This is a genomic window from Reyranella sp. GW821-FHT14A01, assembly GCF_058803965.1.
In genome coordinates this window covers 491,940-517,416 of record NZ_JBXAPM010000001.1, presented here as the reverse complement: position 1 = coordinate 517,416, position 25,477 = coordinate 491,940, and the positions used below count along the sequence as shown (strand labels likewise).

Genomic DNA, 25,477 nt, shown 5'->3' with positions numbered 1-25,477 from the left:
ATCGCCGCCCGCGACGGTCAGCCCTGTTCTTCCTGGAACACCCAGAGGCCGCCGCTCGGCTGTCCCGGATAATCGGTCATGCCGAGATAGGCCGGCATCCGACGCTTCTGCTCCGGCGTCAGCGTCGCAATCAGCGGCTTGGCGGCCGCAATGAATTTGCGGATTTCCCTGGCCCGTGCCTCCTCGCCGTCGGCCACCAGACCGAGGATATCGAGGAAATCGCCCGGCTTGGCAGCCTGGCGCTGCTTGAGCCGCTCGGCGTTGCTGCGCGCCGCGTCGCGGATAGCCGTTTCGACGGGCGGCCACAGTTTCTCCTGCTCAGGCGTGAGGCCGATCACCGCCTTCAGCGCGGCGATGCGGGCATTGAGCACGGCCTGCAGGTCGGCGTCGGTATAGGCCGGCACGGGGGCAGCCTGCTGCGCCATCACCACCTGCGGCGCTACGGAAAGCCAGGCAGCAGTCAGGACTGTCGTCGCGACGAGCGTCGCGTATCGGCGGGTCATGTCGTTCCTCATGAAGATCATTGCCAGCTGCCGTCCGGAAGGCGGCCATGATAGGGCGTGTTGCGGCAGTGGCCCCAGGGTCCCCGCCACCAGCCGGGCGGACAGCCGTTTCCGGTGTTGTAGCTGCCCCAGTAGGATTCGCCGACGTTGGTGCCGTAGCCGCCGCCCGGCAGGTTGCCGGTGTAAGGCGTGTCGCGACAATGTCCCCAAGGTCCGCGCCACCAGCCGGGTCCGCATCCCTGATCGACGAGGACAATGTGCTCGTCCGCCTGCCGTTCGACGGCCGGCGGCAAGATCAAGGCATGTGCCGCCGCAGCGGGAACGGCAAGGGCGAGAAGCAGCGGGAAGAGGATCGGCCGGGCTCTTCCGAAGGTACTTTTCATTGCACACCACTCAAACGCTGAAGAGATAGCCGGGCTGATCGCTGCGAGCAGTCAAGCGGCCGACCCGCCAAGCGTCAAGCTTCTCTGCTTGCATCCCTCCTGCCGAATGATGTCCGAACCGACGCGCCAAACGCCTCGATGAAACCGGCTTCGAATCAGGCTGCCCGGGCTGTTTCCTGCAGGAGATGCGTGGCCTCGCCGAAGCCCTCGCTGTCGGGCTCCCGCACCAGCTTCTGGAAGTCGGCCATCAGCGTCTTCGCCACCGGGCCGGCCTGGAAATGGTGCTGGTCGATCGAGCCGACCGGCACGATCTCGGCGGCGCTGCCGCACAGGAAGACCTCGCTGGCCTGGGCCAGTTCCTCCGGCATCACGTCGCGCTCCTCGACCGTCCAGCCGCGCTTCTTCGCCATGCCCATCACCGCGCGGCGCGTGATCCCGTCGAGGAAATTGTGCGGCGTCGGCGTGACCAGCCTGCCGTCGATCACCAGGAAGATGTTGGCGCCGGTCGTCTCGGCGATGCGGCCCTGCCAGTCGAGCATCAGCGCATCGTCGAAGCCGGCCTTCAGCGCACGGTCCTTCTCGATGCCGCAGATGACATAGAGGCCGGCCACCTTGGCGTGGCCCGGCGCCGTCTCCGGCGAGGGCCGGCGGTACTTCGCCATGGTCACGTTGATGCCGGCGTCGCGCGCCTGCACCGAGAGGCGGCCTTCCTGCGCCCAGGGCGCGATGGCGAGATGGACCGTCGTGCCGATCGCCGACACGCCCAGCACCTCCGAGCCGCGCCAGGCGATGGGACGGATGTAGCCGGCGGTGAGGTCGTTGGCCTTCACGACGGCGCGGGTCGCCTCGTCGATCTGCTCACGCGACCACGGGAGATCGTAGTCGAGCAGGTTGGCCGAGCGGATCAGGCGGGCGCTGTGGGCCGCGAGGCGGAAGACGCGGCCGTCATAGATGCGCTCGCCCTCGAAGACGGCCGAGCCGTAGTGCAGCGCGTGGGTCAGCACATGCATGCGGCTCTCGCCCCACGGGACCAGCTTGCCGTCCAGCCAGATGAAACCGTCCCGGTCATCCATGGTTAAGGACATTGCGATATCCTCTCTCGATTGATTCCAAATAGGTCTCTGAGGTGGTCCTCAGAACAACTATCCGTTCAAATAGGTCAATATTACTGACCTTGTCAATCGCACTGACCCTGTGGTGTTTTCCGCCGTGAATGTTCAGGTCAGGAGCAGAGGCATTCCCGGGTCGCCTTTCTGCATCGCCCGCTGGTAGGCCGGGCGGGCCGCAATCCGCTGCAGATAGGCGCGGATCGCCGGATAGGGCGCCAGATCGTAGGGCAGGAAGTAACGCATGGTGGTCAGGGAGAAGACCGCCATGATGTCGGCGGTCGTGAGTTCGGCCCCGGCCAGGTAATCGGCCTTTGCGAGCCGCGCCTCCAGGAGGCCCAGCGCCAGGTCGAGACGGCCCTTCATGGCCTTGATCAGGGGATTGTCCGCCGGGAGATCGAGCCGGCCCAGGATCATGTTGCGGCCGGTCGCCGGCTGGAGCGTGCCGTTGGCGAAGTGGAACCAGTAGAGGAACTGGGCGAAGTCGGGATGATCGGGCGCCAGGACGAGCCTTCCCTTGCCGTACTTGGCGACGATGTACTCGACGATGGCGCCGGACTCGGCCAGCAGGACATCGCCGTCCTGGATCACCGGTGCGGCGCCGAGCGGATGCAGCGCCTTGTACTCGGGCGGCGCGAGCCGGGTGACCGCATCGCGGTCGTAGACCCTGAGCTTGTAGTCCAGGCCGAGCTCTTCGCAGAGCCAGACGATCCGTTCCGATTGCGATCTGCCGAGATGGTGGACGGTCAGCATGGCATCCTCGCACGGGATAAGAAAATGTCTGGAAGGGCGGCCGCGCCGTAACATCGGCCCGCGCAGGGTGTCAACGCAACGCGCCCGCTCTATAAAGACCGCGTGGAATCCAGAGCCCCCGCCAACCCCCTTTTCCTGCGCGACGAAGAGCTGCGCCAGGGCATCGAGCTGATGTTCTATGCCTATCGCGACTTCACCTTCGAGATCGACCAGAGACTGAAGGACCACCAGCTCGGCCGCGCCCACCATCGCGCTCTCTACTTCATCGGGCGCCATCCCGGCCAGACCGTCGGTCACCTCCTGTCGATCCTGAAGGTCACCAAGCAGTCGATCAGCCGCGTGCTGAAGGACCTGATCGAGCAGGGCTATGTCGAGCAGAAGAGCGGCGCGCGCGACCGCCGCGAGCGACTGCTCTGGCTCACGCCCAAGGGACAGGAACTCGAACGCGACCTCACCGACCGCCAGAGCCAGCGCTTCGCCCGCGCCTATCGCGAGACCGGCGCCGAGGCGGTCGAAGGCTTCCGTAAGGTCCTGCTCGGCCTGCTCGATCCGCCGGAGCGCCTCGTGGTCGACAAGCGGATCCGCGGCGGCGGCCGCTAGCACGCCATGGATGCGTCGACCGACAAGCCGCACATCCTGGTCGTCGACGACGATACGCGCCTGCGCGAGCTGCTGAAGTCGTTCCTGTCGCGCAACGACTTCCGCGTCTCGACCGCCGCCAACGCCGCGGAAGCGCGCCAGCGCATCAGCTCGCTCGACTTCGACCTGATCGTGCTCGACGTCATGATGCCGGGCGAGACCGGCCTGGAATTCGCGGCCGAGCTACGCCGCACCGACGACGTGCCGATCCTGATGCTGACCGCCATGGTCGAGACCAAGGACCGCATCGCCGGCCTCGAGCGAGGCGTTGACGACTATCTCGGCAAGCCGTTCGAGCCGCGCGAGCTGCTGCTGCGCATCCAGAGCGTGTTGCGCCGCGGCCGGCCGGCCAACGTCATGGGTCCGGTGGAGCCGCCGCGGCAGGTGACGTTCGGCCCGATGCTGTTCGATCTCGAACTGGGCGAGCTCACGCACAAGGGCAAGCGCGTGGCGCTGACCGACGCGGAGATCGCGCTGATGCGCGCCTTCACCGGCCGCATCGGCGAGGTGCTGAGCCGCGAGACCCTGTGCAAGACGGTGGGCGCCAACGTGAACGAGCGCGCCATCGACGTGCAGGTGACGCGGCTGCGGCGCAAGATTGAGCCCGACCCGTCCTTTCCGCGCTACCTGCGCACGGTGCGCGGCCAGGGCTATCGGCTGGTCGACGCATGAGGTGGAGCACCATCGGCGATATCTTCGAGCGCATCGCGCAATGGTCGGACAAGCATTCGCCGCAGACCCTGTTCGCGCGCGCCCTCATCATCATCGTGGTGCCGATGCTGCTGCTGCAGGCGCTGTCGGCCTGGTGGTTCTACAGCCAGCGCGGCGACAACGTCACCAATCGCCTCGCCATCCTGCTGGTGCGCGACCTGCGCCTGCTGATCTCGCTGCGCTCTGACTTCCCCGACGACGAGCACCGCGACTGGATCCTGCGCCGCTCCGCGCAGGACCTGCTGCTGTTCGTGTCGTTCCGCAAGGGCATCGTGCGGCCCTTCAAGGAGCCCGAGTATTTCGACATCGTGGCGCGCGAAGTCCAGGGCGCGCTCGAGGCCGACCTGAAGCGGCCCTTCTTCCTCGACAACAATATCGGCGGCGGCCAGCTCCTGGTCGAGATCCAGCTGTCCGACGGCGACGTGATGGACGTGCTGGTGCCGCATGTGCGCCTCACCTTCGGCTCGAGCTTCGCCTATGTCGTGGCCCAGCTCGGCCTCGCCCTCGTCCTGTTCGGACTCGCCATCTGGTTCATGCGGCGTGAGCTGGTGCCCATCGAGCATCTCGGCGTGGCGGCCGATGCGCTCGGCAAGGGGCGCGACGTGCCCGACTTCGCCTTCTCGGGCGGCACGCGCGAGGTGCGCAACGCCGCCACCGCCTTCCACACGATGCGCATCCGCCTGCGCCGCTCGATCCAGCAGCGCACCGAGATGCTGGCCGGCGTCAGCCACGACCTGCGCACGCCGCTCACCCGCATGAAACTCTCGCTGGCGCTGCTGCCGGATTCGCCGGAAGTGCGGGAACTGTCCGACGATGTCGACGACATGCAGCGCATGATCGAGGGCTACCTCGCCTTCGCGCGCGGCGAAGGCGACGAGGAGCCGGTGATGTCGGACCTTTCCGAGATCCTGGAGGATGTCGCGGCCGGCGCGCGGCACGGCAATGCCAATCTCGAGCTCGCCTGGAGAGGCGACATGGACGTCGAGCTGCGCCCCGTGGCCATCAAGCGCTGCCTGACCAACATCGTGTCCAATGCCCAGCGCTATGCCAGCAGGATCAGGGTCGAGGCCGTGCGCGGCCGGACCACGGTCGAGATCACGGTCGACGACAATGGCCCGGGTATCCCGCCCGAGAAGTACGAAGATGTGTTCCGGCCGTTCTTCCGCCTCGACGAATCGCGCAATGCCGCGACCGGCGGGGTGGGATTGGGCCTCAGCATCGCCCGCGACGTGGCGCGCAGCCATGGCGGCGACGTCACGCTGGCCGCCTCCCCCCTCGGCGGTTTGCGCGTGGTCGTGCGAATTCCGCTGTGAGCGATGCCCCGGGACTTGCGGCGCGGCCGCCTGTGATAGAGTGACAGAAATACTTCAGAGAGAAATGTCCAAGACAATGTCCAAGACACCGCTTCAGTTCACGCACGTCTCCCATCCGTCGCCGCTTGCCGCCGAGAAGCGCGCGGAGCTGCTCAAGAATCCGGGCTTCGGCCGCGTCTTCTCCGACCACATGGTCACCATCCGCTATCACGAGTCCCAGGGCTGGCACGATGCGAAGGTCGAGCCGCGCGCGCCGATCCCGATGGATCCGGCGGCCGCCGTGCTGCACTACGCCCAGGAGATCTTCGAGGGGCTGAAGGCCTATCGCACGGCCGACGGCGGCGCGACCTTGTTCCGCCCGCTGGAGAATGCCCGCCGCTTCCAGCAGTCGGCTGAGCGGCTCGCCATGCCGTCCCTGCCGGAGGACGTGTTCCTCGAGGCCGTCGACCAGCTGGTGAAGATCGATCGCGCCTGGATCCCGGAGGGCGACGGCAGCCTCTACATCCGGCCCTTCATGTTCGCCAACGAGATCTTCCTCGGTGTGAAGCCCTCGTCGGACTACCTGTTCATCGTCATCGCCTCGTCGGTCGGTGCCTACTTCAAGACCGATGCGCCGGCGGTATCGGTGTGGGTCTCGCACGACTTCACCCGCGCGGCGCCCGGCGGCACCGGCGCCGCCAAGTGCGGCGGCAACTATGCCTCCAGCCTGCAGGCGCAGGCCGAGGCGACGCGTCATGGCTGCGACCAGGTCGTGTTCCTCGACGCCGTCGAACAGCGCTGGATCGAGGAGCTGGGCGGCATGAACATCTTCTTCGTGTTCGACGACGGCTCGATGATCACCCCGCCGCTCGGCGGCACGATCCTGCCCGGCATCACGCGCAGCTCGCTGCTGACGCTTGCGAAGGACAAGGGCATCAAGGTCAGCGAGGAGCGCTACTCGATCGAGCAGTGGCGCAAGGATGCCGCCAGCGGCCGCCTGCGCGAGGCCTTCGCCTGCGGCACCGCCGCGGTCGTCACGCCGATCGGCACGGTGCGCAGCAAGGACGGCGAGTTCAGGATCGGCAATGGTGGCTCCGGCGCCAAGACCGAGGAGCTGAAGGCCGCCCTCGTTGGCATTCAGCGCGGCCGCACGGCCGATCCGCACCGCTGGATCCACAAGGTCTTCTAGGCCGCACCTAGAAGAGCTTGCCGCCGTTCGGCACCGGCTTGGTCGGCGCGATCAGGACGACGCTGCCGTCGGCGGCGGGAAAGCCGAGCGTCAGGACTTCCGACATGAACCTGCCGATCTGGCGCGGCGGGAAGTTAACGACTGCCGCGACCTGACGGCCGATCAGCTCTTCCGGCGTGTAATGCACTGTGATCTGCGCCGAGGATTTCTTCGTGCCGATCTCGCCGCCGAAATCGATCAGCAGTCTGTACGCAGGCTTGCGCGCGCCTTCGAGCGGTGCCGCCTCGACGATGGTGCCGACACGGATGTCGACACGCTCGAAATCTTCATAGGTGATGGATGTCATGGTGCGCTGAAACTAGAACGGCGCGCGCAAAAGAAAAGGGGCCGCGAATGCGGCCCCTTCCCGATCGGCGACTGGCCGATCAACGCTTACGCTGAACGCTTACTTCTTGGCGATCGCGGCCTTGACCTCTTCGGTCAGCTCGGCGACGCGGGCGCTCAGCGCCGTCACGGCGTCGGTCTGGCCCTTGGTGTAGAGCTCGGCCAGTTCCTTGGAGTTGGTGATCGCCGACTCGTAGGTCTTCTTCATGAAGTCGATCTGCTTGGCGGCCTTCTCCTCGACGGTGGCGGCGGCGAGCACTTCGCTGCCGTGCTTGGAGAGGTCTTCCATCGCGGCGCGGACCATGTCGCCCTGGCGCTGCGCGATCGTCTTCATCGACTCGACGGCGGCGGTGTTGACCGAGGTGATGGTCGCGAAGTTCTTGCGAGCGGTCTCGACGAAGGACTCGACATTCACGGCCGGGAGCTTGAACTCACCAGCGACCTTGCTGAAGTCGAAATCGGCGAAGGGGTTCTTGAAGGCGCCGTTGGCGTACATGGATCTCTCCTGCGGGGACAAACAAAGGCTGAGCTAGGTGCCCCGCCTTTGCTGCGGTGCACAACGGAGCCTAATTTAGGGATGCGCTGCAGCGAGTCAAGGGGTGATTTTGTGCACTGCACAAAACACTCACGCCTCGGGCGAAATCGGCACGTCGGGTTCGGCCCGCGGACGCGGCGATTTGGTATATTTTTCAAAGGTTTGCGCCCAGCGCTCCGCCGTCTTCAGGCGACTGTCCAGCGCGGCCATCGTCTTCGAGAGATCGCCCGTCTCGTCGCCGTCGAAGACGCGGGAAACGGCATGGTGGATGGCCAGCAGCCCGTTTTGCCGCAACGCACCGGGAAGCCCTTCGCTCGAAACCGAGGCGGCTTCCAGCATGGCCGCCATCGAGCGGCGCAGCGCCGGGGCCATGGCGAGGGCCAGCATGGGATCGCGCAGGGCCGCGCGCCGCAGCGCGTGAAGCGCGGCACGGTGCGGCTTCAGCGCGTCGTAGCGGCGCATCATCACGTCGAACAGGCGGTCGCGCGCCGTCTCCTCGGGATCGACCGCCGACGGCGTTCCCGCCAGCACCTCCGCATCGATACGGGCCATGAAGGCCGCGGCCAACGCGGTCTTGTCGGGATAGAGGCGATAGAGATCGGCGAAGCCCAGCCCCGCCGCCTGCGCCACGTCGCGCAGCGCCACGTCGGCATAGCCCTTCTCGGCGATCAGGCCGAGGAAGGCGTCGAGAGCCTTGTCGCCGTTCTCGCTCATCCCGCCAGTTCCTTCGAACGATGCGAGGCGGCCGCAAGGGCCTTGTCGAACACGGGTTGGATTCCGTCGCTTGCCATCAGGACCTGCAGGGCTGCGGCGGTCGTGCCGCCGGGACTGGTGACGTTAACGCGCAGCTGCGCCGCGGGCTCCTTCGACTGTTTCAAGAGTTCGCCGCTGCCGGCCACCGTGGCGCGGGCGAGCTGCATGGCCATGTCGGCCGGGAGGCCGGCCTTCACGCCCGCCGCGGCCATTGCCTCGACCAGCAGGAAGACATAGGCCGGGCCGCTGCCCGACAGCGCGGTGACCGGATCCATCAGTGCCTCGTCGTCGGCCCACAGGACCTGGCCGACCGCTTCCAGCAATTCGTGGCAGCGCTTCTTCTCGTCGGCCGTCACGCTCGCCGCCGCCGTCGCCACAGTGATGCCCTGGCGCACCGCCGCCGGTGTGTTGGGCATCGAACGCACGATCTTGGCCGTGTGGCCGAGATGGGCGGCGAAATAGCCCAGCGTCTTGCCCGCCGCGATGGAGAGAAACACAGCGCCCTTGCCAGCGAACCGGCGAAGGTCTGCCAAGGTCTCGTCCATCGACTGCGGCTTCACCGCCAGCACGACGATCTCGGGCGCCTCCGTCACCTCGGTCGAGGAGGAAACGACACGAACCCCGGCATGCCGGGGACGGATCGCCTCGACCGGCTCGGCGACGATGATGTCGGAAGCCACGAGACCACGCGCCAGCCAGCCGTCCAGCATCGCGCCGCCCATCTTGCCGCAACCGACCAGCAGCAACTTGCCCATGATCAGCGTCCCTTGAATTTGGCCGAGCGCTTTTCGCGGAAGGCCGCGGCGCCTTCCTTGCGGTCCTCGGAGTTGGCGATGGTCTCGAGCTTGTAGCGCTCCGGAATGAAGTTCTCGGCGGGGCCGCGCGGCAAGGTCTGGTTGGCGAAGTCGCGCAGGGTGCGGATCACCAGCGGCGCGGACTGGGCGATGACCGTCGCCATGCGGCGCGCCTCCGCGCGTTCCTCGCCGAGCGGCACGACCTTGTTCACGAAGCCCACGTCATAGGCGCGCTTCACCGAGATTTCCTCGCCGAGCAGCAGCAGTTCCATCGCCACCTTGTGCGGCATGCGCGAGACGATGCCGGGCATCAGGCCGCCGAACACGCCGACCTTGGCCTCGGGGTACATGAACTTCGTGGTATCCGCAGACACCATGAGATCGCAGGTCATCACCAGGCAGATGCCGCCGCCGATCACCCAGCCCTGGGTGGCGGCGATGACGGGCTTGGTGAGCGGGTGGCTGACATGCGGCACAGCCTTCCACATGGCGGCGGGCGCATTATTGAGGTCGGCGCCGACGCAGAAGGCCGGGCCGTCGGCCTGCAGCACGGCAACCTTGTCGTCGCCTTCCTCGAAGGCGCGATAGGCGTCGTAGAGGCCGTCGCACAGCTCCTGGGTCAGCGCATTGCGCTTCTCCGGGCGCATCATGGTGATGGTGGTGATACCTTCGCTCGACTCGACTTTGACCAGGCCCACGGCGTCCTCCAGTGCTTCTTGCGAAGGATGCTACCAGCCGCCCATACTCGCCGCATCAGGAGACCAGCCATGCAAACCCGCAATCCCTTCATCGACGACCTCACCAAGGTGGCCAACGGCGCGATGGGTGCGCTGACCGGCATGAAGGACGAGGTCGAGGCCCGCGTGCGCGACCAGATCGCGAAGATCCTGGACGGCATGGACATTCCGCGGCGCGACGAGTTCGACGCCGTGAAGGCGATGGCCGCCAAGGCGCGCGAGGAGAACGAGGAGCTGAGGAAGCAGATCGCCGAGCTGCAGGCGAAGCTTGGCGACGGTCAAAGCTGAAAATTTGTCATCCCGAGCGCAGCGAGGGATCCTTGAACTGCTGAGCAAGGATCCCTCGCTGCGCTCGGGATGACACGAATACGACTCAACTCGAAGGGAAAGCACATGCGCGTCGGCGTCGAGGTTGGGGGAACGTTCACCGACCTCGTCGCCGTCGAGGGCGGAAGGGTCGTCGTCACCAAGGTGCCGAGCACGCCGAAGTCGCCCGATGTCGGCGCCTTCGCCGCGCTGACGGCTTCAGGCATCGATCTCGCGCGCATCGAGGATCTCGGCCACGGCTCGACCGTCGCCACCAACGCGGTGCTGGAACGCAAGGGCGCGACCGTAGCCTTTATCGCCACGGCGGGCTTTCGCGACCTGCTGTTCATGCAGCGCCACGACCGGCGCAACATCTACGATCTCTTCTATGCCAAGCCCGCGCCGCCGGTGCGCCGCAAGGATTGTTTCGAGGCGGTCGAGCGTTTGCGCGCCGACGGCTCCGTCGAAACGCCACTCGACGAAGCGAGGGTGAAAGCCGAGCTGCTGCCTGCCCTCAGGGATGGCGGCTATCGCGCGGTCGCGATCTGCCTGCTCAACGCCTACGCCGATCCGGTGCACGAGAAGCGGCTGGCCGCACTGATCGGCGAGGCCCTGCCCGGCGTGCTGGTGACCTGCAGCCATCAGGTGGCGCGCGAGTTCCGCGAATTCGAGCGCGCCTCGACGACGCTTCTATCGGCTTATGTGCAGCCGGTGATCGACGGCTACCTGCATCGCTTCGAGGGCAAGCTCGCAGAGGCGGGCTTCAAGGGCCGCTTCACCGTGATGCAATCCAACGGCGGCCGCCTGCCCGCCGAGGCGATGCGCCAGAGCGCCATCACCGCGCTCTATTCCGGCCCTGCCGCCGGCGTGGTCGGCGCGACGCGCCAGGCCGCGCGCTCGGGCTTCAAGGACCTCATCACCTTCGACATGGGCGGCACCTCGACCGATGTGTGCCTGGTGCAGGACGGCCGACCCTCGCTGGCCGCCGAGACCGAGATCGACGGACTGCCGATCCGCACGCCGGTGCTCGACATCGTCTCGGTCGGCGCCGGCGGCGGTTCGCTCGCCTGGGTCGACGATGGCGGCATGTTGCGGGTCGGCCCGCAGAGCGCCGGCGCCGATCCTGGCCCCGCCTGCTACGGCCGCGGCGGCACCGAACCCGCGACCACCGATGCGCATATCGTCATCGGCACGATCCGGCCCGGCGCCTTCCTCGGTGGCCGCATGCAGCTCGACGGCGAGGCGGCGCGGCGCGCCTTCGAGCCTTTGGCCGAGCGCTTCACGCTCAGTGTCGAGCAGGCTGCCTCCTCGGCGTTGCAGCTCGCCGACGCCAACATCGTGCGCGCCATCCAGCTCGTCTCGACCGAGCGCGGCCGCGATCCGCGCGACTATGCGCTGGTGCCGTTCGGCGGCGCGGGCCCGCTCCATGCCGCGCGCATCGCCGAGGAGCTCGGCATCTCGACCATCGTCGTGCCGCCCAATGCCGGCGTCATCTCGGCCTATGGGCTGGTCGCGTCCGACTACACCAAGTTCGATGCCGTCACGCGCAAGATGAAGCTCGACGACGCGGCAGCGCGTGAGGCCGGCCGTATCTTCGCCGAGATGCGCGAGCGGCTTGCCGCGCAATTCGCCGACATGAAGCTGCCGGGCACGCTCGACTACACGCACACGCTCGACATGCGTTTCGTCGGCCAGGCCTTCGAGGTCGGCGTCGAGATCCCGGCCGATCGCCTGGGCTCGCTCGACGCGGCCTATCTCGCCGGACTGTTCGCCGATGCCCATCACCGCACCTTCATGCACGGTGCCACTCTCGACCGTCCCGTCGAGATCGTGACCCTGAGGGTCGGCGCCACCCTGCCGATCGGTGGCGCCCCGAAGCTCGACCGCGAGAAGCTCGAGGCCCGTGCACCCGAGCAGGCGAAGATCTTCCACGGCGAGACCTGGCTCGACTGCGCCCGCCACACGGCCGAGGCGCTGACGACGGGCCAGGAGATCACGGGCCCTGCCGTCATCGAGGGCTACACCGCCACCACCTGGGTGCCGCCCGGCTGGACGGCCGGGCTCGACGAAGCGGACAATCTGATCCTGCGGAGATCGCCATGAGCCAGCTCGGTCCGATCGACTATGCCGTCATCAGCCAGGCGCTGATCGCGAGCGCTCGCGAGATGGGCGTGAAGCTGATCCGCTCCGCCTACTCGACCATCCTGCGCGAGGCGCGCGACGGGTCGGCGGGCCTGATGGACCGCGACGGCAACACGGTGGCGCAGGCCGAGCTGATCCCGATGCAGCTCGGCCCGATCGGCGAGACCTTGCGCGCCTGCCTGCGCCGCCATCCCGTCGAGACGCTGAAGGAAGGCGACTTCCTCATCAACAACGACCCGTTCGAGGGCGGCCAGCACATTCCCGACGTCTTCATCTTCACGCCGATCTTTGTGGCAGGCCGGGTCGTGGGCTTCGGTGCCTCGGTGGCGCATCATCTCGACTTGGGCGGCGGCGCGCCCGGCCTCAACATCCACGCCTCCGACGTCTACCAGGAAGGGCTGCGCTTCCCGCCCTCGCGCTACAGTTTCGAGCACGACTGGAACGGCGGCTCGTTCGAACGGCTCGTGACGGCCAACGTGCGCGTGCCCGACCTCACCATCGGCGACTTCAACGCCCAGTTCGCCGCCAACGCCATCGGCGTGATGCGGGTGAAGCAGCTCTGCGAGCGCTACGGCACCGACAAGGTCGAGGCGGCGATGCGCGAGATGCAGGACTATTCCGAGCGCCGCGTGCGTGCCGCCATCGCGCAGGCGCCGAAGGGCACCTTCTACGGCGAGGACGCGGTCGACGACGATGGCCTGACCGACGAGCCGCTGGTGGTGAAGGCCAAAGTCACCATCTCCGACGATTCGGTCGAGATCGATTTCGAGGGCACCTGCGCGCAGGTGAAGCGCAACCTCAACTGCCCCTATTCCAGCACGCTCTCCGCGGCGCTGTCCTGCGTGAAGTCGGTGCTGACCAGTCCCGACATTCCCTACAACGAGGGCATGGCGCGGCCGATCACCATCAAGGTGCCCTACGGCTCGCTGCTCAATCCGCGGCCGCCGGCGCCGGTGCGGGCGCGCATGATCCCGGCCTATCGCGTGTTCAACGCGGTGATGAAGGCGCTGGCCCAGGCGCTCCCCGACAAGGTGATCGCCACCGGTTTCGACTGCACGACGGCTTTTTGCCTGAGCCATCTCGGCGAGAAGGGTTACAGCGTCTATCTCGAAATCTTCGGCGGTGGCTACGGCGCCTCCAGGGACGCCGACGGTTGCGATGCCGTCGATTCGCCGCTCAGCAACTGCTCCAACGCGCCGGTCGAATCGCTCGACATCGACTACGGCTTCTTCCGCATCGTCGGCTACGAGCTGGCACCCGACTCGTTCGGACTGGGCGCCCGACGCGGCGGCGCGGGCTTCACGCGACGCTGCGAGATCCTGCACGACGACGTGCAGCTCGCCATCTACTCCGACCGCTTCCGCCTCGCCCCCGAGGGCCTTCTGGGCGGTGAGCCCGGCCAGCGCGGCTACTGCCGCATCTTCCGCGCGAACGGCACCGTCGAGGAGCTGAAGAGCAAGGCCGCGCTCGATCTCGGCAAGGGCGACATCGTCGAAATGTTCGTGGGCGGCGGCGCCGGCTTCGGCCGCGTCGTCGAGCGCCCCGATGCGATGATCGAGCGCGACCTAGCCGACGGTCTCCTGACACGCGATCCGCGCGCGGCGCGGAAGCTCGCAGCGGAGTAGCTACACGTAGCAGCGCAGCCGTTTGCCCGGGAGCAGGTCGTACGGCGACTTCCAGCCGGGAAGTGACGCCATGCGCAGAAGCCACGCATTCACGGCGGGATGGCTGACCGCGAGGTCGTAGCCGGCTTCGTGCTTGGGGAAGGACAGATAGGCCATCATCGAAATGTCGGCGATGGTCGGCCGGTCGCCGATCGCGAAGGGCCGAGTCGCAAGGTGGCCGTTCAGGATTCCGAGATAGTCGTCGATGCGCTTGCGCAGGAAGGCGAGCACGACGGGATCGGCCGACGGCGTGAAGGCGCGAATGTAGCGATAGGTCGCCATGTAGCCGGTGAGCTTGTGGTTGTCCCAGAACAGCCAGCGCAGGATCTCGAACGTCTCCGCCTCGCTCTCTCCACCGAAGCGGCCATGGCGTTCGGCGAGCTTCAGCAGGATCGGCGCGGTCTGGGTCAGGCGCTCGCCATCCTCTTCGAGAACGGGAATCTCACCCATCTCGTTGACCGTGGCGCGCCATTCTTGCGTGCGCGTGATGCCGCCGCCGAAATCGGTCCAGACCGGCTCGAAGGTCTGGCCGCACAAGGTCAGCATCAGCGCCAGCTTGTAGCTGTTGCCCGACTCGGGGAAGTAGTGGAGGCGATAGGAAGGGGACGGGTGGCTCATGGGACGAGCCTAGCAGGCTGTTGAAGGGTGTTGAGAAGTACCGAAGAGCGAAATTGTTGCGGTATTTAGTTACCGCAACACAGGAGCCCCTACCCCGATTCGTCTGATTCGTTTGTTTCGTTTATTTCGCTTACAGCGCCCCGACCGACCTCAGATAGAGGTCGCTCGCTTGCTTCGTCACCTTGCCCGCCTTGCCGTCGCCGATCGGGCGGCCGTCGATTTTCGTCGCCGGCGTGACGCCGCCCAGGGTGCCGGTCACGAAGGCCTCGTCGGCGGAGTATACCTGAGCGAGGGTGAAATCGCACTCCTTCGCGACGTTGCCGGCTGCGCGCCAGGCGTCGATCACGTTCTGCTGGGTGATGCCCTTGAAGCTGTAGAGGCCGGTCGAGGTCCAGAGTTCGCGGCCGCGCACGATGAAGAAGTTGGTCGAGTTGCACGAGGCCACGAAGCCGCGCGGGTCGAGCATCAGCGCCTCGTCGGCACCGGCCTTGATGGCCTGGATCAGCGCCTGGATCAGGTTGAGCCGCGAGTGCGAGTTGAGGCGCAGGTCGAACTGGTCGGGATTGGTCGTGCGGAAGGTCGAGGTGAAGAGCGAGTAGCCCCGGGCCTTGGCCTCGGGGATCGGCGTCTTGTATTCGGCGACGCAGACGATCGTGGCCTTGCCGATCACGAAGCGCGGATCCTGGTTGGGCGTCTTCTTGAGGCCACGCGTGATCATGAGGCGAACATGGGCACCGTCGGTCATGCCGTTCTTCGCCAAGGTATCGGTCACGACCCTGGTGACGCCGGCACGGTCGAGGCCGATGTCGAGATCGATCGAGCGCGCACCCTCGAACAGGCGATCGAGATGGGCGTCCAGGCTGATCAGCTTGCCCTTCACGAGGCGCAGCCCCTCCCACACGCCGTCGCCCAGCACGAAGCCGGAATCGAACACCGAGACGCTGGCCTCGTTGCGGGGCGCGAACGCGCCGTTCACGTAGACCAGCACCTGGTCGTTGCGCGCATCGGCCATGTAGGCCTGGGCGCTCGCTTGCTCGTTGCTCATGACGTTTCCCTAGAAGCTGAATTGCTTGTGGCTGGCGAGGAAGGCGCGGGTGCGCTCCTTCTTCGGGTTCTTGAGGACTTCGTCCGGCGTGCCCTGCTCGTGGATCGCGCCGTCGGCCAGGAAGATCACGCGCGTCGCGACGTGATAGGCGAAGCCCAGCTCGTGCGTGACCAGCAGCATGGTGCGGCCTTCCTTGGCCAAGGCGAGGATCACGTTCAGCACCTCGCCCACCAGTTCGGGATCGAGTGCCGAGGTCGGCTCATCGAACAGCAGCATCTCCGGATCCATCGCCAGCGCACGCGCAATGGCGACCCGCTGCTTCTGGCCGCCCGAGAGATGGGCCGGATAGGTGTCGGCCTTCTCCGCGAGTCCGACCCGCGCCAGCTCTTTCCGCGCCCGCGCGTCGGCTTCCGGCTTGGGCATGCCGCGCACGGTGCGCAGCCCTTCCATCACGTTGCCGATCGCCGTCATGTGCGGGAAGAGATTGAATTGCTGGAACACCATGCCGACCCGCTGGCGCACCTGGATCAGCTCGCTTTCGCGATAGGTCCGCTCGCCCGCGCGGCCCTCCCGGCCCAGCACCTGGCCGTCGAGCGCGATCGTGCCGCCGCCCGGACGCTCCATGAAGTTGAGGCAGCGCAGCAGCGTGCTCTTGCCCGAACCCGAGGCGCCCAGGATGGCGATGCGCTCGCCGCGCTGAACGTCGAGATCGATGCCGCGCAGCACCTCGGTGGCGCCGAAGCGCTTGGTGAGGCCGGTGACGTGGAGGATCGTCATTCGTCCCTCCGCAGACGGCGTTCGAGGAAGTAGCTGAACTGCACCAGCGGCCACAGGAAGACGAAGAAGATCAGCGCGACGGCTGTATAGGCCTCGATCGGATTGTAGTTGAGCGAGGCGATCAGCTTGCCCTGCTGCAGCAGCTCGACATAGGCCACGGCCGACGCCAAGGTCGACATCTTGAAGATCTCGATGGCGCGATTGGTCAGCGCCGGCAGCATGCGCTTCAGCGCCTGCGGGAGAATGATGCGCCGCATCGCCTGGCCCCAGCGCATGCCCAGCGCCCGCGCCCCGTCCCACTGGCCGGTCTCGATCGACTGGATGCCGCCGCGATAGATCTCGGCCGAGAAGGCCGCCGAGTTGAGCGAGATGCCGAGCGAGGCGGCGGCCAGCGGTGTGATGGTGAACGGCAGCAGGATCGGCAGGGCGAAGTAGAACCACAGGATCTGCACGAGCACCGGTGTGTTGCGGAAGAACTCGACGAAGATCGTGGCCGGGATGTGGATCCAGCGGTTGCGCGAATAGCGGCCGAGGCCGACGAGCAAGCCGAGGCTCAGGCCCAGCACCAGGCAGATGGCGAAGATGCGCAAGGTGCCCGCCGCGCCGACCAGCAGCGCGTCGGTATTGTCGAAGACCGAGGCGAAATCCCAGCGCATCAGTGCACCGTCGATTCGCCACTGCGCGCCAGCCGCAGCTCGAACCATCGTGCGACCTGGCTCGCGAGGAAGATCACGACGAAATAGATCAGCGCCACCACCGTGTAGGTCTCGAGCGGCCTGAACGTCTTCTGCGAGACCTCGTTGGCGGCAAACAGAAGGTCGGCATAGGAGATGGTGGCGATCAGGGTCGTCGTCTTCATGAGCTCGATGGCGCGCTCCATGAAGGCCGGGATCATGCGCTTCACCGCCTGCGGCAGGATGATGCGACGCATCGCCTGGTCGTGGCGCATGCCGATCGCCCGCGCGCCGTCCCACTGGCCGCGCTCGATCGACTGGATGCCGGCGCGGAACACCTCGGCGAAGAACGCGGCCGACTGGATCGAGAAGGTGACGGCGCCGGCGACGAACGGCGTCATCTCGATGCCGACCAGCATCGGAAGGGCGAAGAAGAACCAGAAGAGCTGGACCAGCGGCGGCGTCGTTCGGAACACTTCGATGACGAAGCCGGCCGGCCACGACAGGACCCGCCGCGGCGACAACCGCAGCAGCGCCAGCGCGAGGCCCAGCACGACGCCGCAGACCAGCGCTGTGCCCGTGACCTTGAGCGTGTTCACCAGGCCCTCAGCCAACAAGGGTGCGTTGGCGAGGACCGGCGAGAAGTCCCACTGATAGGCCAAGAGGCGGAGCCGCCTACTTGATCATCTCTTTCATGATCGGCGGCGCGAGCTTGGGATCGAGACCGAAGTCGGCCAGCGCCTGCTCGTACCATTTCTGCGTCTGGCCGCTCTGGTAGTAGGTGACCAGCTGCTTGTCGACCCAGGCGGCGAACTCGGCATCGCCCTTGCGCAGCGCCGTGCTCGATTCCTGGATCTGCGCCGGCGTCGGCACCACGATCTTGCCCTTCCCCAGCCGCTGGCGCGCCGCCAGCAGCGGCGGATGGAACAGGCACACGGCGTCGACGCGGCCGGACTGGAACGCCGCGATTGCCGCGGCATTGTCCGGAAAGCGCTGGATGTCGGCCTTGGAGGCATGCTCGGTGACGAAGCGATCCATCGACGAGGCCTGCGGCACGGCGATGCGGACACCCGGCTTGTCGAGATCCGCCCAAGCCTTCACGACGAGATCGTCCTTCGCCAGCACGGCCAGCGAATAATAGAGAAGCGGCGCGGTCGGGAAGTCCACCGCCTGCTTGCGCTCGGCCGTGGCGTCGATGGTGAACATGATGTCGATCTTGTCGCCCTGGAGCGCGGCGATCGAATTGCCCCAGCTCACTTCGACGGTTTCCATCTTCACGCCCAGGGTCTGGGCCATTGCCTTGCCCATCGAGATGCCGAGGCCCGAGGCCCACTCGCCCGACTTGGGATCCTTGGAGAACCAGGGCGGCGCCTGCGTGACGCCGACACGGAAGGTGCCGCGCTTCTTGATCGCTTCCAGCGTGCCCTCGGCACGGGCGGCGAACGGAATGGCCAGGGCCGCGCCACTGGCGGCCACGACAGTCAGCAACGAACGTCGATTGATGGTCATGAATTGTCTCCCCTTTTTGGCTTCCCGGACGAAGTCGGCAGCGAGCGCAGGAACTTCTCGGTGGTCTCCACGCCGCGGCGCATGTGATCGGCGATCTCGGCCTTCATCGCCTCGAAATCCGGACCGAAGGCCGCCTTGATGTAGCTGTCGTGGCTGTCGCGCTTGGGCCCGCGCCGTCCGTGCGCGCGATGATGCGCCGCCCAGTAGAGTTGCAGCCGCCCGCGCAGACCGTGCCAGGCGCGCTGCAGCAGCTTGTGGCCGCTCGCCTCGTAGACGAGGCCATGGAATTCGAGCTCGTTGAGGATGCTGGCGCGATCGTCGCCGGCATCGATCGAGGCGATCAGCATGTCGTTGCGGCGCTTCAGCTCGGTGCGAAAGCGATCGTCGCGACGCGGCCAGACCTGCTCGAAGGCGAAGGTCTCCAGCACCGTGCGCAGCGAATAGATCTCGTGGACATCCTCGACCGAGAGCTCGGCGACGCGCGTGCCGGTATAGGGCACGGTCACGACCAGCCCCTCCTCGATCAGCTGCCGCAACGCCTCGCGCAGCGGCCCGCGGCTCACGTCGAAGCGCTCCGACAAAGCGGTCTCGACCAGCGGCGCCCCCGGCGGGATGTCGCCCGCCAGGATCGCGAGCCGCAGCCGCTCGACGATATGCGCGCGCAACGTCGCCTTCGGCACCCGCTCGAAAAGCGCGCCTACGTCCCGCGTCGAGAGGTCGGTAACGGACAAACAGCCTCTTGGAAACCCAGATCGTCGATTGTTGACAATGTGGCGTCTGGTCAATGCAGAGGCAAGGAAATTACGGAGACTTGGAGAGTTGGCCTATCCGACCTGGCCGTGCATCAACCAATTGACCTATCGGCGCAAAACCCTTTCGAGACGACTCTTTACCACCTGACTGGGGCGGACCGCCCCAAGTCGACGCGCGAGCAGAAGCGGATCATCACCCAGCGCCAGCGCATCGCGAATTGATCGCAACTCCTCTTTGCAGATCAATTCGAGATCGTTGAGGCCGTCGTCCCGCCCCTCGTAACGGGCAGGCGCGAGTTTATCTTTGACGGTGCCCTTCCTCCAAAAGAACCGGCCGACATCTTCCTGCGTCCGCCCCCGTCGGCGTTGTGCCAATGCGGCGACGGCTTCCCGAAATTGATTGCTGATACGCTGAACCCCGTGATGTCGGGCAATACGCTTGATGAGCACGTCTTCGTGCACAGGACCTTCCGTATCGATGACGTGATCAATCATTGCGGCAAGGCGCTTCTCATAGCCTTCGGAATAGAACTGATCGAAATCGGCGGAATAGCGTTCTTGATCGAGATTGGCGAAGACGTAACGGACATCAGTTGCCGAATCGAGATTCGAGCCATTACGCTCGGCAGAAGCTGATGAATGCGTACGCGGCAGCGCGCGATCATGAAAGCTTCCAGCTTCGAGAGATTGGGTCGTTGCCGCCGGCGGCACTTCCACTCTCTCGCCCTCATCTGGAGGATCATCATCGACCGTGTCTTCAGGCGGCATGACGACAGACGTAGAAGACGCCGACACATCGACTGCAGCATTTTGCAACGTGCTTTTCGTGCGCGCTGCTTCGAGGTGATTGGCAAGAGCTTGATGGAGCTTGTCGAAAGCCTTGGCGGAATGCGTCCACCAATCCGTCGACCAGACCCGAAACAACGTCCATCCAAGCCCTTCCAGAACCGATTGCCGAATCTTGTCGCGTTCCCGGGCAAATGCAGAGCTGTGATACATGGCACCGTCGCATTCGACGCCAGCCAGATACACGCCTGGAAAATCCGGATGCACGATACCCAGATCGACACGATAGGCAGATACCCCGACCTGGGTGTGGACGGTCCATCCCTTACCCCGCAGCGCCCTTGCCACCGCCATTTCAAATGGCGACTCGAAATCTCCTTTGGAACCGTACACCGCCGCCCCAAGAGCAGCTGCCCCCTGCTCTGCGTATTCCAGGAAGTGCTTCAGGTCCGCCACAGCGCGGGCCTGTGTGCGCGATAGGTCAATCCTCTTCGGGTCCAGTGTAGAGAACACAACGAGCTCGGAGCGCGCGCGCGTCAACGCAACGTTAAGCCGGCGCTCGCCACCGGATCGATTGAGAGGCCCGAAATTCATCGTCACATGGCCGCTCTGGTCTGGCCCGTAAGTGACGCTGAACAGGATGATGTCGCGCTCGTCTCCCTGTACGGTCTCGAGATTCTTGACGAAAACCGGCTCGAGCGACGCATCCTGAGAGAAGGCCCACTCGATATCCGGCCGCTTGGCGCGGGCATCGTCCAGAAGGTTCTCGATAAGCGTCTGTTGCTCTGAATTGAAGGTCACGACACCAATCGAGGCCTTGGAAACCGCAGGATCGTGGTGCGTCAAGCGCCGCACGATTTCCGCGACAACTGCTTTGGCTTCACCTTCATTGTGTCGCGCTCCACCTCGCGCATAAAAACCCGTCGGCCGGACCAGACGAATACCCAGGTCGGGATTGACGGGCGCCGGAAAGGTCACCAGCGAATTGTCGTAGTACCGGCTGTTCGAGAATGCGATCAGGCTTTCCCGGCGAGAGCGGTAATGCAAATTGAGGCTTCGCTGCGGAATACTCGCCCCCAGCATTTCGTCCAAAATGCTTTCGAGATCTCCCTCAACGTCGATGTCGCCGTCTGGATCATCGTCGCTGCGCGCAAAAAAATTCGACGGAGGCATCTGCTTGGGATCGCCCGCCACGATGACTTGCTTTCCTCGCGCCAGCGCCCCGACGGCGTCCCAAACAGTAATTTGCGACGCCTCATCGAAGATAACGACATCGAACGGCGCATGATCGGCCGGCAAGTACTGCGCGACCGACAGCGGAGACATCATCAGACAAGGTTTCAGCGCCGTAAGGGCATCGGGTGCCTCTTGGACGAGTTGACGCACAGGTTTGTGCCGGGTCTTCTTCTGCATCTCCTTTCGCAGTGTTCCCCAAGAGGGTGTCTGATTCTGCTGGCCGGCTCCTGGCACCTTGCCCGACAAACGCGCCGCGATCTCGGCGGCGGTCAGCTTTTGATATTCAGCATCGACCTGCCGGAACTTCTCGATCGCATCGACATGTTCATCGCTAGAGAAGGTCCGCAAGACGTCGTCTTCACCGATGACCGCAGCCGACCACCAAGCACAGTAGGACGCATAGAATGTCGCCTCGATCTCCTCGACGGGAATCAAGCCGCGCTCGATACTTTCCACCAGACGCTCAAGTCCAAGGTCGACCGCCTCTGTCCTTCTCCGGCGCCAATGACACCAGTCACGCAATTCGGCATGGCGCGTTTCAATAGCCAGCGTCGCCTGCTTGACCGCCGAAAGCATGTCTTCTGCCTCTGCCAAGCGTTCCCGGATGGACACACCCACCGAAACAGCGAACGCTTCATGCGCTGATAGGAAGGTTGCGTAGGCAGTCGTCAGGTCAGTCGCCGCCCGGCCCACTGCAGCTTCAGGTGCGAGCAAATCGTCACCCTCCTGGAGAAGGCTCCGTATTTTGGTGCGGACTTCAATTAGAATCGTCGAATTACTGGCCAGACGCCCGATCACAGCCCGGATCCGCACCCCCAGTTCTTTCAGCGCCAACATGGCATCGGGATCTGTCGTGTGGCCTCGCCATCCCTTGATGCCAGATAGTATCTCACCAAGCCGGTCGATGGCGTCGCCCTCTTGCCGCAAGCGCATAAGCAGTGGCGCATCCGTCGTCGGAACCGGCATTCCTCTTGCGCCACCTTCCTTCAGTTCTCTAAGCACGCCTCGGCGTGCAAAGAAGCTCTTGGGCCACCAAGCGGAGGTCGCCGCCTGCCAGCGCCGCCCCACTTCGTCACCATTGAGCTTGCGCCAAGCCAAAGCCTCGTAAGGGCAACTCAAGGAGGCCTCAGCCTCACTAAACGCCCGCAAGCGCGATGCCGCTTCCGTCAACCCATCAATCTTCTCTCCACCATTCGGGTCGAGGGCGTATCCGGCCTGCTTCTGCCAGCATTCAACCAATAGGGAGGCCAGATCGGCCAGCGCCTGCAGTCCAGACGTGTTCCTGTAACTTCCACCGATCCCCACAGCGCGCAGGAAATCCTCGCATGACCGCTCCAGCGCGATCATGGACGCGGAAAGCCGCGCGGCACGCTCCGCCACGGCGACTTCCCACTGGGGCGACCAGTCATCGTGGGTCACCAGTTGGAACGGACTTTCAGAAATATTGCCAACGGCTGCGACCTGAATGCGCAGCTTCTCTACCGCATCACGCATCGAGCGGAGACCAGCTTCATCGTGATGATCTGCCGACGGCCACGCAAGCGAAACGCGCGTCGTCAGTGAGGCATCACGGACCTTCAGGCCAATGGCATGGTGCGCTGTTAGGCCATTCCGGCGTCGCAAATGGAGTCGATCTACGATCCGGTTCAGCCGATCTCGCAAATCCCGGAGCCTTTCGCCTTCTCTCTCCCAGTCGCTGGGCGCAATATTCTGGGCATAACTCCAGGCATCGCGCAGCTGGCTCAGCACATCGGCCTTACTGGCTTTGTTCGAGTGAAGCTCAAGGCAGAATCGCCCGAGGCCCACGGCCTTCAGGCGCCTTTGGACAACATCCAGTGCCGCTGTCTTTTCCGAGACGAACAGGACGGTTTTGCCTTGTCCAAGAATGTGAGCGATCAGATTGCTGATCGTCTGGCTCTTACCGGTGCCAGGCGGACCAATGACAATGAAGTCCTTGCCTCGATCTGCTGTGGCGATCGCAGCCATCTGAGATGCATCTGCGGGCAGGGGTGCCAGCAGCTCCGATGGATGATATTTGCGGTCGATATCGGCGTTCTCGACGAACTCGATCTCGTTTCCGTAGCGGTCACGCGGAGTATCGAGCAGGTGCTTGACCACTGGATTCCTGCGGAGCGCATCTGTGCGATCCACAAGATCCTTCCACATGAGGTACTTCGCGAAGGAGAAGTGTCCCAGCACCACATCCTCGACGACCTCGAACCCCGGCGCGTCCTTCACTGCTCGGCGCATCCGCTCCCAGATGGACGAGACGTCGATCCCGTTCCCGTCCGCGGGGAGTGGGCCATCGAAATCTCGTATGTCGATACGGAAATCTTTCCGGAGCATTTCAAGCAGGGTCGTGTTGAAGCGCGGTTCGTCATCATGAGCCAGCATGCGGACGCCACTGCGAACCGACTTTCGCTCCAGCGTCACCGGCAGCAGGATCAAGGGTGCACGAAAGCGCCGGTCGCTTTTCGCATCCTGCTTCCACAGGAGAAAGCCAATCGCGAGATAGAGAGTATTCGCTCCGCCTTCCTGGAGCGCAGTCTGGGCCTTGCGGTAAATCTCGACGGCCCGACGGTTCAGTTCCTCCTCAGCGAGGTCTACGAGCACCTGCTTCTTCTCAAGAGCCGCTCGCGCATACTCATCAGCGATGACCTCGCCGGTGCGCTGCCGATGAACTTCCTCGTCCTGCCCGACGCTGGACGGCCTCGGGACGGCCTGGATGGCAAATCGCGCGCCTGCGGCAAGCCCATCCTCCAGCAGTGCCGGATTCGGGCAGATAAGACGAAGGCTGGTTTTCGAAGACTTGTGATTCAGCAGTGGATTCCGCGCCGAAAGATCGAGCAGCTTGCGCTGCCAGCGCTCCAGTCGGCCGGCTGGCGTCTCCGGCAGACCCTCTTCCTCGACCTGCCCATCGAAATCGGGCAACGGAGGCGCCTCTTCCAACGACTGCTCAAGCTGAGTGTGCTGCTCACCGCCGGCAGAGGCACTTGCTCCTCCGAGCTTGCGCCCCAAGGGTGTAATGCGATGGGCGCGAGCGCGACGGATATCTATGCCGGCAAGAAACGTCTCGTCCTTGTCTGGCGAAATGCAGTCATTGGCAACGGCAACCGCCTTCGAGAACGGAGGCGCCGGATGGGCGGTCGCGAAGGTCGTTTCGATCAGAACGAGTTCATTGAGTTGAACGCGCTTCCTTAACGTCTCGGCTTCATCGACGACGATCGAAGCCAACTCCTCCGGCTGGAGCCAAACCCCGACAATCGCATGCCCTTGGGGAAGCGCGATGATCGGATTTAGCCCTGCCTGCTCCAAAGCCGACGCAAAGAGCATCGTCGTATCCAGGCACGTAGCGAGCCGCCCTTCAAGAATCTGACCAGGGAGACGAATCTTCTGGCCATTTCTTTCGAAGCTTGCTGGCGGCAGGGCATACGCAATCCCCAGATTGCCGACCGCTGTGTAGACAGCAGACGCGATCTCCCAGACTCTCTGGCGGCTGCCGGATTTGTATCCATCGATACCATCAGGCTTTCCAGCCTTGCGCAGGCACGTGCTGGCGTCGCGAAGAACACGGTCGATTGCCGGATCGTTCGGCATCGCGAACGCTGCCAACAATTCGGGCATGTAACCGCCACCGCCCCACTCATTATAGGCGAGCAACTCGACGACTTTTTGTTCCTGCCCCAGTACTCGATCGCCAGCTTTCGCAACGATCGTCACTGTGCCCCGGATGGATTCGGTCAGATCGAGCAGGAAGCCGCCATCGAGATCGACATCCCGATTCTTGACGGTCGTCGTACTTGTCGGCGCAAGGTGATCCAGATGCCAGCTTTTTGGCTTAAGAAACGCGGGGCTGGCCGACATCGTCACAACGACATCTGACAATGCCGCAGCCGGGTCGTTATTGACGACCCGTAAATCTCGCAAAAATGCGAAAGAGCTCTGATGCGCCGCGAAGTTCAGCTTTGCCGCTGTTTCCGCCAAAATAGTCACGACAGAGCCTTGGACGGGGCCATCGCCTCCGTCGGCTCCAGTTTGTTGTTCTCCCACGCGCCCCTCCCACGAGACGCATAGTTATGGCACGGTTGCTTTTACGAGGGGAATACGTGTCTCACCGGTTGCACCTCATGCTTCCAGGAGTCCAGCATGACCAGCATGCCGGACGGCTTCCTCCCCGCTCAGACAAGGA

At 64.9% G+C, this 25,477-nt stretch carries 24 protein-coding genes; 7 read left to right on the top strand and 17 right to left on the bottom strand.

Annotation, left to right across the window (positions count from 1 at the left end):
• Positions 1 to 17 precede the first annotated feature (17 nt).
• From AC1ROX_RS02515 to AC1ROX_RS02500, 4 genes are all read right to left on the bottom strand, one after another.
• A complete protein-coding gene (locus AC1ROX_RS02515) occupies positions 18 to 503 on the bottom strand; it encodes a Spy/CpxP family protein refolding chaperone (RefSeq protein WP_493122050.1) in 486 nt (161 codons plus the stop codon).
• Positions 504 to 520: 17 nt separating this feature from the next.
• The gene (locus AC1ROX_RS02510; RefSeq protein WP_493122048.1) at positions 521 to 886 is read right to left on the bottom strand and encodes a GCG_CRPN prefix-to-repeats domain-containing protein; all 366 of its coding nucleotides are present in this window, start codon (positions 884 to 886) and stop codon (positions 521 to 523) included.
• A gap of 155 nt (positions 887 to 1,041) precedes the next feature.
• Complete coding sequence (locus AC1ROX_RS02505) at positions 1,042 to 1,971, bottom strand: branched-chain amino acid aminotransferase (RefSeq protein ID WP_493122046.1); 930 nt, start codon at positions 1,969 to 1,971, stop codon at positions 1,042 to 1,044.
• Positions 1,972 to 2,103: 132 nt separating this feature from the next.
• Positions 2,104 to 2,745, bottom strand: coding sequence for a glutathione S-transferase family protein (locus tag AC1ROX_RS02500; protein ID WP_493122044.1), 642 nt, complete (start codon positions 2,743 to 2,745; stop codon positions 2,104 to 2,106).
• A 102-nt stretch (positions 2,746 to 2,847) separates the two neighbouring features.
• Between AC1ROX_RS02500 and AC1ROX_RS02495 the strand changes: the two genes are divergently transcribed.
• The 4 genes from AC1ROX_RS02495 (at position 2,848) to AC1ROX_RS02480 (ending at position 6,576) form a co-directional block, all read left to right on the top strand.
• Positions 2,848 to 3,345 carry a MarR family winged helix-turn-helix transcriptional regulator gene (locus tag AC1ROX_RS02495; protein WP_493122042.1) on the top strand — a complete coding sequence of 166 codons (498 nt, stop codon included), beginning with the start codon at positions 2,848 to 2,850 and terminating at the stop codon, positions 3,343 to 3,345.
• Between the two features lie 6 nt (positions 3,346 to 3,351).
• The gene (locus tag AC1ROX_RS02490; protein ID WP_493122040.1) at positions 3,352 to 4,056 is read left to right on the top strand and encodes a response regulator; all 705 of its coding nucleotides are present in this window, start codon (positions 3,352 to 3,354) and stop codon (positions 4,054 to 4,056) included.
• The gene (locus tag AC1ROX_RS02485) at positions 4,053 to 5,408 is read left to right on the top strand and encodes an ATP-binding protein (protein ID WP_493122038.1); all 1,356 of its coding nucleotides are present in this window, start codon (positions 4,053 to 4,055) and stop codon (positions 5,406 to 5,408) included. The genes AC1ROX_RS02490 and AC1ROX_RS02485 overlap by 4 nt, the downstream gene beginning before the upstream one ends.
• A 76-nt stretch (positions 5,409 to 5,484) precedes the next feature.
• A complete protein-coding gene (locus AC1ROX_RS02480; RefSeq protein WP_493122036.1) occupies positions 5,485 to 6,576 on the top strand; it encodes a branched-chain amino acid aminotransferase in 1,092 nt (363 codons plus the stop codon).
• 7 nt (positions 6,577 to 6,583) lie between these two features.
• Here AC1ROX_RS02480 and AC1ROX_RS02475 read toward each other — a convergent pair whose 3' ends face one another.
• The 5 genes from AC1ROX_RS02475 to AC1ROX_RS02455 form a co-directional block, all read right to left on the bottom strand.
• Positions 6,584 to 6,922, bottom strand: a complete 339-nt coding sequence (locus tag AC1ROX_RS02475) for a tRNA-binding protein (RefSeq protein WP_493122034.1) — start codon at positions 6,920 to 6,922, stop codon at positions 6,584 to 6,586.
• 99 nt (positions 6,923 to 7,021) lie between these two features.
• Positions 7,022 to 7,456, bottom strand: a complete 435-nt coding sequence (locus tag AC1ROX_RS02470) for a phasin family protein (RefSeq protein ID WP_493122032.1) — start codon at positions 7,454 to 7,456, stop codon at positions 7,022 to 7,024.
• A gap of 129 nt (positions 7,457 to 7,585) precedes the next feature.
• Positions 7,586 to 8,209, bottom strand: coding sequence for a TetR family transcriptional regulator (locus AC1ROX_RS02465; protein WP_493122030.1), 624 nt, complete (start codon positions 8,207 to 8,209; stop codon positions 7,586 to 7,588).
• Positions 8,206 to 9,003: a pyrroline-5-carboxylate reductase gene (gene proC, locus AC1ROX_RS02460; RefSeq protein WP_493122028.1), complete on the bottom strand. Its 798-nt coding sequence runs from the start codon at positions 9,001 to 9,003 to the stop codon at positions 8,206 to 8,208. The genes AC1ROX_RS02465 and proC overlap by 4 nt, the downstream gene beginning before the upstream one ends.
• A gap of 2 nt (positions 9,004 to 9,005) precedes the next feature.
• Positions 9,006 to 9,740 (bottom strand): enoyl-CoA hydratase/isomerase family protein, encoded by a 735-nt coding sequence (locus tag AC1ROX_RS02455; protein ID WP_493122026.1) that lies wholly within the window; start codon positions 9,738 to 9,740, stop codon positions 9,006 to 9,008.
• Between the two features lie 69 nt (positions 9,741 to 9,809).
• Between AC1ROX_RS02455 and AC1ROX_RS02450 the strand changes: the two genes are divergently transcribed.
• From AC1ROX_RS02450 to AC1ROX_RS02440, 3 genes are all read left to right on the top strand, one after another.
• Entirely contained in the window at positions 9,810 to 10,067 is a 258-nt protein-coding gene (locus AC1ROX_RS02450; RefSeq protein WP_493122024.1) for an accessory factor UbiK family protein, read from the top strand.
• A 105-nt stretch (positions 10,068 to 10,172) separates the two neighbouring features.
• Positions 10,173 to 12,188 (top strand): hydantoinase/oxoprolinase family protein, encoded by a 2,016-nt coding sequence (locus AC1ROX_RS02445; RefSeq protein ID WP_493122022.1) that lies wholly within the window; start codon positions 10,173 to 10,175, stop codon positions 12,186 to 12,188.
• Entirely contained in the window at positions 12,185 to 13,852 is a 1,668-nt protein-coding gene (locus AC1ROX_RS02440) for a hydantoinase B/oxoprolinase family protein (protein WP_493122020.1), read from the top strand. The genes AC1ROX_RS02445 and AC1ROX_RS02440 overlap by 4 nt, the downstream gene beginning before the upstream one ends.
• Here the strand turns inward: AC1ROX_RS02440 and AC1ROX_RS02435 are convergent, their stop codons facing one another.
• From AC1ROX_RS02435 to proA, 8 genes are all read right to left on the bottom strand, one after another.
• Positions 13,853 to 14,509, bottom strand: coding sequence for a glutathione S-transferase family protein (locus AC1ROX_RS02435; RefSeq protein ID WP_493122018.1), 657 nt, complete (start codon positions 14,507 to 14,509; stop codon positions 13,853 to 13,855).
• Between the two features lie 130 nt (positions 14,510 to 14,639).
• Positions 14,640 to 15,554: an aminotransferase class IV gene (locus AC1ROX_RS02430; RefSeq protein ID WP_493122017.1), complete on the bottom strand. Its 915-nt coding sequence runs from the start codon at positions 15,552 to 15,554 to the stop codon at positions 14,640 to 14,642.
• 9 nt (positions 15,555 to 15,563) lie between these two features.
• Positions 15,564 to 16,331 carry an amino acid ABC transporter ATP-binding protein gene (locus AC1ROX_RS02425; protein WP_493122015.1) on the bottom strand — a complete coding sequence of 256 codons (768 nt, stop codon included), beginning with the start codon at positions 16,329 to 16,331 and terminating at the stop codon, positions 15,564 to 15,566.
• Positions 16,328 to 16,987: an amino acid ABC transporter permease gene (locus AC1ROX_RS02420; protein WP_493122013.1), complete on the bottom strand. Its 660-nt coding sequence runs from the start codon at positions 16,985 to 16,987 to the stop codon at positions 16,328 to 16,330. The genes AC1ROX_RS02425 and AC1ROX_RS02420 overlap by 4 nt, the downstream gene beginning before the upstream one ends.
• Positions 16,987 to 17,667 (bottom strand): amino acid ABC transporter permease, encoded by a 681-nt coding sequence (locus AC1ROX_RS02415; protein WP_493122011.1) that lies wholly within the window; start codon positions 17,665 to 17,667, stop codon positions 16,987 to 16,989. Before AC1ROX_RS02415 ends, AC1ROX_RS02420 begins: the two co-directional genes overlap by 1 nt.
• 13 nt (positions 17,668 to 17,680) lie before the next feature.
• Positions 17,681 to 18,514 (bottom strand): transporter substrate-binding domain-containing protein, encoded by an 834-nt coding sequence (locus AC1ROX_RS02410; protein WP_493122009.1) that lies wholly within the window; start codon positions 18,512 to 18,514, stop codon positions 17,681 to 17,683.
• Entirely contained in the window at positions 18,511 to 19,245 is a 735-nt protein-coding gene (locus tag AC1ROX_RS02405; RefSeq protein WP_493122007.1) for a GntR family transcriptional regulator, read from the bottom strand. The genes AC1ROX_RS02410 and AC1ROX_RS02405 overlap by 4 nt, the downstream gene beginning before the upstream one ends.
• Positions 19,246 to 19,371: 126 nt before the next feature.
• Entirely contained in the window at positions 19,372 to 25,338 is a 5,967-nt protein-coding gene (gene proA, locus AC1ROX_RS02400; protein WP_493122005.1) for an anti-phage protein ProA, read from the bottom strand.
• Positions 25,339 to 25,477 lie beyond the last annotated feature (139 nt).